The following is an 11714-nucleotide window of genomic DNA, read 5'->3' on the forward strand; positions in this document are numbered from 1 at the left end:
AGATTTTTAAACCAGTTTAGCGCTCTATGATAGACATAGCATGCTAAACTGGTTTTATTGTGTTGGCTTGTCAAATAGTAAGTGTTCAGTATAATCTGAATAAAATCATTATAAATAAGCTGACGAAAGCTTTTGCCACATTTATACCATTGGTTTTATTTTTCCATCGTTCATTTTTTAGCAGTGTTTTATGCCCAGACATAGGATGAGGTCATGCGCCAGTTAAGTACCCAAGATGCCAGTTTTGATAGTGAATTGACACAGTTGCTTGCTTTTGAAACGGTCAATGATGCCGATTTACTAAAAACCGTTGATGATATCATCGATCGAGTGCGCCACGATGGCGATAGCGTCGTGTTGGCGTTAACCCAGCAGTTTGACCAGCATCCAGCGACGACAATGCAAGAGCTCGAGCTGTCTAAAGAATCACTTGCTGAGGCGTTTGCCAATCTTGATGAAAAAGTAAAAACAGCATTGATGACGGCAGCGACACGGGTACAGACCTTCCATGAGCGCCAAGTACAAGAGACTTGGCAATACGAAGATGAGCTGGGCAATCGCTTGGGTCAAAAGGTGACTGCGCTCGATCGCGTCGGTATCTATGTACCCGGTGGTCTGGCGTCTTACCCATCCTCTGTATTGATGAACGCTATTCCTGCCAAAGTAGCTGGCGTCAATGAAGTGATCATGGTGGTGCCAGCGCCTAAAGGTATACTCAATCCATTGGTATTGGCAGCGGCACATTTGGCACAAGTTGACCGTGTCTTTACCATCGGCGGTGCGCAAGCAGTGGCGGCATTGGCATACGGTACTGAAACGATTCCAGCGGTAGATAAAATCACCGGACCTGGTAACAAGTACGTGGCAGCGGCGAAGCGTGCGGTATTTGGGCAAGTCGGTATCGATATGATTGCTGGTCCTTCTGAAGTATTGGTGTACGCAGAGGGCGAGGCGCAAGATCGCGCTGATTGGCTAGCGATGGATTTATTGTCACAAGCTGAGCATGACCGTATCGCCCAAGCCATCTTTGTCACGACCAGTGAACAGCAGCTCGCAGAAGTAGCCGCTGAAATTGAAAAAGCACTGGCAGAATTACCAAAAGCTGATATCGCCCGTGATTCGCTAAAAAACCGTGGTGCGTTGATACTAGTAAAAGATAGAGCTGAAGGGTTGGTGCTCATTAATCGTATTGCCCCTGAGCATTTAGAGTTGTCTGTTGATAATCCTGATGCGCTATTAAGTGACATTCGTCATGCTGGGGCTATCTTTATGGGACGTCACACGCCTGAAGCGATTGGTGACTATTGCGCAGGGCCCAATCATGTGTTGCCAACATCTGGCACCGCACGTTTTTCTTCGCCACTCGGCGTTTATGATTTCCAAAAGAAGTCTTCGATTATTTATTGTAGTGAAGCAGGCAGCAAGCCATTGGCTGAAACGGCAGATATCTTAGCGCAGCGTGAGGACTTAGAAGCCCATGCACGTTCAGCTCGTTATCGTTATCAGTAAGATAGCTTGAATGGTTGAAGAGTTGTTTTAGACATTTTTTTAGACATTTACTTTTAATAGTCTTCGTGGCTAATTTTAGGATAATTTATGAGTGAGTCAAAGGTAGATACCAGACTTTGGTCATCTAAAGCGCGTAACTTGTCACCTTATGTCCCTGGTGAGCAGCCGCAACACGACAATTTATGTAAATTAAATACCAATGAAAACCCATTCCCACCTTCCCCGAAAGTAGGGGAGGCAATCGCAAAAGTCTTAGAGCAGCAAGCGGATGATTTACGCTTGTATCCTGCGCCCGAATCTGATGATTTGCGTGCCGCATTGGCACAGCTTTATAATATTGAAGCAAACCAAGTCTTTGTCGGTAACGGCTCAGACGAAGTGTTGGCACTCGTTTTTGCCAGTTTTTTCCTAAAAGAGCGTCCTGTTTTAGCCCCTGATATCAGTTATAGTTTTTACCCTGTATATGCGCAGACTTTTGGTATCGATTTGATACAAATTTCGCTAGAAGAGGATTTCAGTATCGACCCTGATGCATATCGTCAGCCTTGCAGCGGTATCATCATTGCCAATCCTAATGCGCCAACCGGTTTATTATTATCGCTTGATGACATTCGTAAGCTGGCGGGCGAGCACACTAATGCAGTGATTGTGATCGATGAGGCGTATATTGATTTTGCTGGGGCAGCTGATGGCAGCTCAGATTCAGAAATTTCAGCAGTGAGCTTAATCAATGAGTTTGACAACATTCTTGTGACGCAAACCTTTTCGAAATCACGCTCACTCGCGGGTTTACGCGTCGGTATGGCCTTTGGAAATATCTCATTAATCGAAGCACTGACACGCATGAAGAATAGCTTTAATAGCTATCCACTCGATAAACTGGCGCAAGCTGGGGCGACGGCCAGTGTCTTAGATACTGCGTATTTTGAGCAAACGCGTCAGCAGGTTATTGATCTGCGTGAGTCACTAACAGCAGACTTAGTGGCATTGGATTATCAAGTACTGCCGTCACATGCCAACTTTGTATTTGTGCGTCCAAAAGAGGGTAATGCGAGTGCGGTAGCGAATGCGTTACGAGAGCAAGGCATTATCGTTCGTCATTTTGACAAACCGCGCATCAGTGAGTACTTGCGTATTACGACCGGTACGGCTGAGCAAAACAACCGTTTAATCGAGGCTTTGCAAGCATTGCAGAAAAAGGCTGAAATCGTTGCTGATTAATATCTCGTTCGCGGTTTTGATGGTTTGAAATTGTAGTAATAAAAAATCCTGCTCAACATGACGTTAGCAGGATTTTTTAGTCGTCTTTTCGAATGATGCTTAAGTGTGTTTATAGAGATGTTCTTGACTTAAGACACTTAACAGATTACCCACTTTATCTAAACATTCTTGATATTCTGCATCACAATCAGAAGCGACAGTAATACCACCGCCTGCCCATAAACTGACTTCTCTAGCGCCGCTCAACGATTCATTTGCTTGCAGGGTACGAATGAGCACATTCCATTGACCACTACCATCAAAGTTCATATAGCCCATGGTGCCGCAATAAGCACCACGCGGTGCAGTTTCCAGTTCAGATATAATCTCAACCGCCCGCTTTTTTGGTGTGCCGGTAATAGAGCCAGCGGGCAAACTGCCAAATAATACGGCTAATGGATGCGTATCTGGCTTTAACTCAGCGGTGATGGTACTAACCATATGATGCACATTGCTAAAGGTCTCAATCGCAAATAACTGTGGCACTTTGACGCTACCAGTTTTGGCATATTTACCCAAATCATTGCGCAGTAAATCAACGATCATAACGTTTTCGGCACGATCTTTTTCACTATCGATAAGTTGCTGTTTATAAGCATTATCTTGTGCAGTATTCAATCCGCGCGGCATCGTTCCTTTGATGGGTTTGGTGCGAATATGATGTTTGCTGGTGTTAGTGTCTTTTGTAAAAGTAAAAAATAACTCAGGGGAGCAGCTCAATAATTCGAACGGATGCGGTGACGTGTGGTCTTTGATGTCATGATTAAAGTGATTAGCAGCTAAGTACCCTGCAAAGGGAGCTTTTGTATTCCGATGTAGGGCAGGTAAATAATCAACGAGTTTCGATAACTTATCGTTATGGGCAAGACAGCCTTTCCACTCTTGGGTCAGATTAATTTGATAGCAGTCGCCCTGCTGTAGATAATCTTGGGTTTTTGAAAAAGCCCTTTGATAATCATTTTTATGCCATCGCTCGTTCAATATTAAGGGCGCTAACGATGATGCACTGTCATTAGAGGGTTTTTTTCTATTGAATAATTCATGGTCTAGCATGTCTAAATACGATATAAGCGCTGATAGTATTGCGTCTGTTGCCTCGCTATCAGTATTTAAACCTAGTGTATTTAGTCTCCAGCTATTTTCTTTATCAGACGGGGTTAGGTAGATATCATAGTGACCTAGTACCGCACAAGGCTGCGCTGCCAGCTCGATATTTGCAGCTGGGCTGAGCTCATGAGCAGCAATATCATAACCGATAAAGCCTATCAGACCATGATGATAACTTGGCTTCTCATTTACATCGCTTGCTGGCTTTGAGTCTTTATTAGCATCCTCACAAGCTTGGCTATAAGCAATTAATTCATCCTGCCATTTAGCATAGCTCATATATGTCGTTGTTGACGTAGGGCTATCATCAAGACAAGAACCACGGCAATTTTTACTAACTTTATAAGCGCCTGACGGATCGTCAGTTGGCTTATTATTGGCAGCATCATAGTGGACGGACCAGCTTACTTTAGGGAGCAAACCAATCACTGGTCGGTCATCATTATTTAGCCAAACCAATTGCCAGTTGGCTTCAGTATCTTTTGCTATTAGATGACTTTGCAGTTGTGGTATCAATTCGGCAGCCGTTAGCTCACCAAAACGCCAGCTAGGTTGAGTAGCTGGCGATAGGGCAGAAACTGTCTGCTCAGTATTCTTATGATTTTCTGCGGGCATAGTTTACGCGTCAAACTTTTTGATAATTAAGGTAGCATTCGTACCACCAAAGCCAAAGCTATTACTCATCAAGGTTTTGAGATTGGCATCACGTTTTTCGGTGACGATATCAAAGCCTTCAGCCGCAGGGTCTAAATTTTCAACATTAATACTTGGCGCGATAAAGCCTTCTTGTAGCATCAATAGGCAATAGATTAATTCTTGCGCACCGACGGCACCCAAGCTATGACCGGTCATCGATTTGGTTGAGCTGATAGGCGGTACTTTGCTGACATCATTACCGAATACTTTAGCAATCGCTTTAAGCTCAGTGATATCACCTAGTGGCGTACTCGTACCGTGGCTGTTGATATAATCGACGCTTTCTAGACCAGCTTCGGCTAGTGCTTGCTGCATACAGCGTACTGCACCTTCACCGCTTGGTGCGACCATTTCTGCACCATCAGAGCTGGCACCGTAGCCGACGATTTCAGCCAATATATTGGCATCGCGTGCTTGAGCATGTTCTAGGCTTTCTACAACAACCATCGCGCCACCAGCAGCAATCACAAAACCATCACGGTCTTTGTCATAAGCTCTTGAGGCAAGTTTTGGCGTGTCATTATACTGAGTACTAACTGCGCCCATCGCATCAAACATACAAGACTGCGTCCAGTGTTCAGCTTCACTACCACCAGCGAGGACGATATCGGCTTTGCCTAACTGAATAAGCTCAGCGGCATGACCGATACAATGCGTTGAGGTTGCGCAAGCAGAGGCAAGAGAGTAGGACACTCCTTGAATTTTTAGACCAGTGGCTAATGCGGCGGATACCGAGCTGCCCATGGTTTTTGGTACTGCCATCGCACCGACACCGCGTAGACCTTTTTCACGCATCGCATCTATCGCATTGACGATATTTTCTGTCGATGCGCCACCTGAGCTGGCTACGACGCCCACTCGTGGATTGCTATTGATAGTCTCAAGCGATAAGCCAGCGTGCTCAATCGCATTTAGGGCGCTGACATACGCATAGAGGCTGGCATCACTAAAGAAGCGCTTTAACTTACGATCTATAGCGGAGGTGTCGAGTTCTGCTTTATCGATACTGCCACTAATGTGTGATTTAAATTCATGTTCAGCATAAGAGTCATTAAATGTAATGCCAGACTGCCCTTGCTTAAGAGCGGCAGTAACCGTGGCTAAGTCATGTCCGATACAAGAGACAATCCCTGCTCCAGTGATAACAACGCGGCGCATATTCTATTCCTTATTAATAACGATTTTTGATAATTACCTTTAATAATCGCTTTTGAGTCCATCATTCTATTATGTAGCGGTTGGCATGGCTGTTTTGTAATAGCAGCAGCTGGTTAAAGGTAATCTAGACAATTAAATAAATGTTAACTCTAAAAAGTTTTTTAACTTTTAAAGGCTACTTAACTTCTAAAGGTTTCTTTAAAGTGATTGTTTTTATCATCATAGAACCAAATACATGATTGCCAGCTAATGCCTTAGCCTATGTCATATGATAACGTATCAAGGGTTCAAAATCTTTGGATAAGTGCAAAATAACCACAAAACATTGATTGCGGTTAAAAGTAGCCATGACAGACTTTTTTGCGATATGATAATCGTGGTTTTAGCCGTTAAGATACCGCTATTTTTATACAGATAAAAGTAGGGCAGAGACGCAGGAAAAGGTCGATAACTACGAATAAGCTGTACTTTTAGATACAAAATTTGTGAGCGCGATAACATTGTTCGCACTGACAGCTGTTTGCCTCATTGGCTAAAATGACCCATTCATTACTACTATAAAAAATGACCAATCATCATATTAAGGACATAACGATGGCAAAGCGTAGCACTCTCTCTAAGGGTATCAATACTATTGGCTATTTTGCTCGTAACAACCTAGAACGTATGGGTGCAGCGATTGATAGCATGAATGCAAAAACGGGTAAACCGAGTCACTATAAAGCGGTAGATTTAGGTGATGAAGACTATCAGCAAGATTTATTTCGTGAACAAACTCTAAAGGCGACTCAGCAATTATTAGGCACTCGTTTTGCCACCTATGGTAAGTATGCCAAAAAAGTAGTGCCGAATAGCCTATTTCAATCGACAGTTGATGGCGCTTTTGCGCAAATTGCTAAGCTCGCCGCTACTTGGAGTCAAATTGACCTGCCCAATGAGCATCGTTTTGCCAACGTTGCAAGTCTAGACGATGAAGAGCGTTATGCACTGGCGACCGATATTGCCAATCAAAATCGTGCGCTTGCTACGATTGGTGGCTTAACGGGCTTGGCTGGATTACCAGGTTTGCTGGCTGATACTTTATGGTTATTGCTGGTGTCTTTGCGTACTGTTTATCAATTGGCTGCGGTTTATAATAAGCCGTTGACAGGCAAGCAAGGCGTCAAGATGGCATATGAGCTGCTTGCCAATGCTGACCTAAGTAAGATGCAAGAAAAACAAGCGCTGCTTGCTGGTATTGGTATCGGTAAAGGCTTGCTGGACAACGCGCAAAGCAATGGTCTGCATAGTGAGCTTAAAAACCTAGGCCTTAAAAACAAAAATGTGAATTTCTATGCTGAACAAGTAGACAATATTGCCAGTCAGGTAGGTATCGATCTTGATCAGATTAATTTATCATGGATACGTCGTTTTTTACCAGGCACTGCGGTAGTGGTAGGCATGCGTTATAACAGCCAACTCATTGACGAAGTGATCGGTGTGGCGCAAGCGACTTTTGCCCCAGAAGCCAAACTTGCCAATCGTGCGATTACCGATGATAGCGGTAGCGAGGAAGAGGTGAGCAAACCCGCCAGTAATGATGAGAAAGGTGCTGATAAAAGTACTGATAGCAAAAATGCTGATGATAAAAGCAACGATGAGCGCAAAGACTCAGAAGACAAAGAGAGCAAAAAAGACAACTCAAACAAATCGTCAGACAGTAAATCAAAAAGCACAGACAAAGCAGCAGATAAGCAAAATAAGTAAATTGAAACAACCATCCATATTTAAATGTAGCGATATTGTCTTAGCTGTCTTGAAAAGTAAGATAATATCGCCATTTAATCGTCACGAACTGCCAGGTATCTATCTCTAAACACCTTTTATTGATAATGCTTGTGTTCATAGTATGTAAGTCTGCGAACACCACCGTATTTAACGTCTTGTTTTTCAGCTATTTTTCAGTGCAGAACAGATAAAGTGTTATAGTGGTAGGCTTAATGCATATATATCGAATGTTGTAAAGTAAAACAACTCATAAGTGGTTGAATTAGCAGCAACAACTCTTTATAATATACTGTCCTAAAAATGGGTGTGCCGAAATCTGCGAATTGCGTCAGATCGATGGTGCATTTCCCCATTTTTTTGTTTTATACCAAACGGGAGAAGGATGCCTTATGGCAACAACTAACCAATTGATTCGCAAGGGTCGCAAAACCATCAAGGAAAAGTCAAAAGTTCCTGCGTTGCAAGCGTGCCCACAACGTCGCGGTGTATGTACTCGTGTATATACTACCACGCCTAAAAAACCTAACTCAGCCATGCGTAAAGTATGTCGTGTACGTTTGACTTCAGGTTATGAAGTATCAAGCTACATCGGCGGCGAAGGTCATAACCTACAAGAGCACAGTGTTGTTCTTATCCGCGGTGGTCGTGTAAAAGATCTACCAGGTGTACGTTATCACACTGTTCGCGGTGCACTAGATTGCGCAGGCGTTAAAGACCGTAGACAAGGTCGTTCTAAGTATGGTGCCAAGAAGCCTAAAGCTTAATATTAGCTTAGCTTATTTGCATCACCCAATAACTGTGCATGGGTTTGGTGTCAACAGTAGTATTGGTTAATATAAATTACTTTATATTGGCTAGCTACACCTAAACATACCACCATGCAGTAAGGCTAACTGACAACTCATTACTATGTCCTATGATGACGAGTATGATGTTGTGAATGTTGGACACTCCTGAAGACAAGGAAATTTATTATGCCAAGACGTCGCGTCGTTGCTACCCGTGAGATCCTACCGGATCCTAAGTTTGGTAGCCAAACTGTTGCAAAATTCATCAACCATGTAATGAGTCATGGTAAAAAATCTACTGCTGAGCGTATCGTTTACGGTGCCCTTGAGACAGTTAGTGAAAAACGTAAAATCGAAGATCCAGTATCTTTCTTTGAAGAAGTTTTAGAGAATGTACGCCCAATGGTAGAAGTAAAAGCTCGCCGTGTTGGTGGTGCTACCTATCAAGTACCAATGGAAGTACGCCCCTCCCGTCGTACTGCCTTGGCTATGCGTTGGTTAGCTGAAGCTGCTGCTAAGCGTTCTGAAAAATCAATGGCTTTGCGTTTGGCTGGCGAATTGAATGATGCCGCTGACGGCAAAGGCAACGCTATGAAGAAGCGTGACGAAGTTCACCGTATGGCAGATGCTAACAAAGCGTTCTCTCACTACCGTTTCTAGACTATTTTTTGGACTACTTGTTAAGAGTGGTTTTAAAGCAATAGTTTATGCTAGTTAATTATTTATTCTATTGATTGCCGCCATCCTCATCAGGTTATTGATATTTTTTCATCGTAAGATAATAAAATACTCACATAATCTGGATGGCGGACATCTGTCAAGATGCTGTCCTGAAAAGGATACTGTTCTTCATAGACAGCATCCCCAATTTGATGCCGCTATATTCTAAGTATTTGCTCTTTTTTTGTCCGTATTAGGCCCAATAATCAGTAAGTAATATTACGAAGCTGACTGCTTTGTCATAGAGTATGAGGTAGAGATACAACACATTAATATATACACGAATTTCCCTAGGAAAACACTATGGCTCGTAAAACTCCCCTAAAACGCTATCGCAATATTGGCATTTCTGCGCACATTGATGCTGGTAAGACGACCACGACAGAGCGTGTCTTATTCTATACCGGTGTTAGTCATAAAATTGGTGAAGTTCATGATGGCGCAGCCACCATGGATTGGATGGAGCAAGAACAAGAGCGCGGTATTACTATTACTTCAGCGGCGACTACTTGCTTCTGGTCAGGTATGGCTAAGCAGTTTGACGAACATCGTATCAACATTATTGACACCCCAGGTCACGTTGATTTCACGATTGAAGTTGAACGTTCTATGCGTGTACTTGATGGCGCTTGCATGGTTTACTGTGCAGTAGGCGGCGTTCAGCCACAGTCTGAGACCGTATGGCGTCAGGCTAACAAATATAAAGTTCCACGTCTTGCATTCGTAAACAAAATGGATCGCGTTGGTGCTGATTTTTATCGTGTTATCGATCAGATCAAAACTCGCTTAGGCGGCAAGCCAGTACCATTGGTTATTCCAATTGGTAAAGAAGATGCTTTTGAAGGCGTAGTGGATCTTGTGACTATGAAAGCCATCTATTGGGACGAAGCGTCTCAAGGTATGGAATATGACGAGCGCGAAATCCCAACAGAACTTCAAGAAAAAGCAGAAGAATATCGTGAGTATTTGGTAGAAAACGCTGCTGAAGCTTCTGAAGAACTCATGAATGAGTATCTTGAGAATGGCGAATTGACAGTAGATCAAATCAACGCTGCTATCCGTCAATTGACTATCGATAACGAAATCATTCCACTACTTTGTGGTACTGCCTTTAAAAACAAAGGTGTACAGAAGATGTTGGATGCGGTTATTCAGTATCTGCCTGCACCAATAGATGTACCAGCTATTCGCGGTATTCTTGATGACAAAGAAGAAAGCGAAGGTACTCGTGAAGCATCAGACGACGCACCATTCTCAGCACTTGCTTTCAAAATCATGAATGATAAGTTCGTCGGTAACTTAACCTTCGTTCGTGTTTATTCAGGTGTTATCAAGCAGGGCGGCAGCGTTTATAACCCAGTTAAAATGAAGCGTGAGCGCGTTGGCCGTATCGTACAGATGATGGCAAACACGCAAGAAGAGCTTGAAGAAATCCGCACTGGTGATATCGCTGCATTGGTTGGCATGAAAGATGTAACGACTGGTGATACGCTATGTGACGAAAGCAATGTTATCACGCTTGAGCGCATGGAATTCCCAGATCCAGTTATCAGCCTAGCGGTTGAACCTAAGACCAAAGCTGACCAAGAAAGAATGTCAATCGCTTTAGGTCGTTTGGCTAAAGAAGATCCATCGTTCCGTGTACACACTGACGAAGAATCTGGTCAGACTATCATCAGTGGTATGGGTGAGCTGCATCTAGAGATTCTTGTAGATCGTATGAAGCGCGAGTTTAACGTTGAAGCCAACATCGGTGCGCCGCAGGTTGCTTATCGTGAGACGATTCGTGAGACGGTTGAACAAGAAGGCAAATTCGTACGTCAAACGGGTGGTCGTGGTAAGTTTGGTCACGTTTGGTTACGTCTTGAGCCTATGGATCCAGCTGGCGACGTTCTTTATGAATTCTCTGAAGAAGTTGTTGGTGGTACGGTACCAAAAGAGTTCCACGGTGCGGTTGATAAAGGTATTCAAGAGCGCATGAAAAATGGCGTACTTGCTGGCTATCCAATCGTTGGCGTAAAAGCGACATTGTATGACGGTTCTTACCATGACGTTGACTCGGATGAGCTATCATTCAAAATGGCTGGTTCTATTGCTTTCAAAAAAGGCTTCATGGCAGCAAACCCTGCACTACTTGAGCCAGTCATGAAAGTTGAAGTTGAGACACCTGAAGATTACATGGGTGATATCATGGGCGATTTAAACCGTCGTCGTGGTATGGTTCAAGGTATGGAAGATCTGCCTGGTGGCACTAAGCAAATCCGTGCAGAAGTACCATTAGCTGAAATGTTTGGCTATGCTACCCAAATGCGCTCAATGTCTCAAGGCCGTGCAACGTACTCAATGGAATTCCAAAAGTACGCTGAGATTCCAAAATCAGTAGCCGCTGACATCATCTCTAAGTTCAACTCTAAAGATGGCGACGAGTAAGTAAAGTCTATTTAATGGTGACAATATAGGGCAGGTCTCTATATTGTCATTGAATAATACGTCAATAATTGGTTAAAAGACTTGTTATTGGCCGTGATTTTCTTATAATATCTGCACATTAGTATGTGCGACCTTTTAACAATTATCTTAATGTGGTCAGGATTGTCTCAATTATTGTATTTATACTAGTTGAGCACTGCCCCCAAAAAAAGAGGAAATACCCATGGCAAAGGCCAAGTTTGAACGCAGCAAGCCACACGTCAACGTCGGTACCATCGG

General features: G+C 43.4%; 8 protein-coding genes. 6 read left to right on the forward strand and 2 right to left on the reverse strand.

The window, feature by feature from the left end; translation table 11 throughout:
* The first annotated feature begins 213 nt into the window (after positions 1–213).
* Positions 214–1509 carry a histidinol dehydrogenase gene (hisD, locus tag JMY08_RS10440; protein ID WP_201593216.1) on the forward strand — a complete coding sequence of 432 codons (1296 nt, stop codon included), beginning with the start codon at positions 214–216 and terminating at the stop codon, positions 1507–1509.
* Positions 1510–1596: 87 nt separating this feature from the next.
* Positions 1597–2730, forward strand: coding sequence for a histidinol-phosphate transaminase (hisC, locus tag JMY08_RS10445; RefSeq protein ID WP_201593218.1), 1134 nt, complete (start codon positions 1597–1599; stop codon positions 2728–2730).
* 99 nt (positions 2731–2829) lie between these two features.
* Here the strand turns inward: hisC and JMY08_RS10450 are convergent, their stop codons facing one another.
* The gene (locus JMY08_RS10450) at positions 2830–4491 is read right to left on the reverse strand and encodes an anthranilate synthase component I family protein (protein ID WP_201593219.1); all 1662 of its coding nucleotides are present in this window, start codon (positions 4489–4491) and stop codon (positions 2830–2832) included.
* Between the two features lie 3 nt (positions 4492–4494).
* Positions 4495–5730 carry a beta-ketoacyl-ACP synthase II gene (locus JMY08_RS10455; protein WP_201593222.1) on the reverse strand — a complete coding sequence of 412 codons (1236 nt, stop codon included), beginning with the start codon at positions 5728–5730 and terminating at the stop codon, positions 4495–4497.
* A 594-nt stretch (positions 5731–6324) separates the two neighbouring features.
* Here JMY08_RS10455 and JMY08_RS10460 point away from each other — a divergent pair.
* The 4 genes from JMY08_RS10460 to fusA all read left to right on the forward strand — a co-directional run bounded on the left by JMY08_RS10460 (position 6325) and on the right by fusA (position 11435).
* Entirely contained in the window at positions 6325–7476 is a 1152-nt protein-coding gene (locus JMY08_RS10460; protein WP_201593224.1) for an EcsC family protein, read from the forward strand.
* 410 nt (positions 7477–7886) lie between these two features.
* Entirely contained in the window at positions 7887–8261 is a 375-nt protein-coding gene (rpsL, locus tag JMY08_RS10465) for a 30S ribosomal protein S12 (protein WP_010200611.1), read from the forward strand.
* A 210-nt stretch (positions 8262–8471) separates the two neighbouring features.
* Entirely contained in the window at positions 8472–8945 is a 474-nt protein-coding gene (gene rpsG / locus JMY08_RS10470; RefSeq protein WP_010200608.1) for a 30S ribosomal protein S7, read from the forward strand.
* Positions 8946–9308: 363 nt separating this feature from the next.
* A complete protein-coding gene (fusA, locus tag JMY08_RS10475; RefSeq protein ID WP_010200606.1) occupies positions 9309–11435 on the forward strand; it encodes an elongation factor G in 2127 nt (708 codons plus the stop codon).
* The last annotated feature ends 279 nt before the right edge of the window (positions 11436–11714 follow it).

The sequence above is a fragment of the Psychrobacter sp. Pi2-51 genome (assembly GCF_904846665.1).
GTDB classification, from domain to species: domain Bacteria; phylum Pseudomonadota; class Gammaproteobacteria; order Pseudomonadales; family Moraxellaceae; genus Psychrobacter; species Psychrobacter glaciei.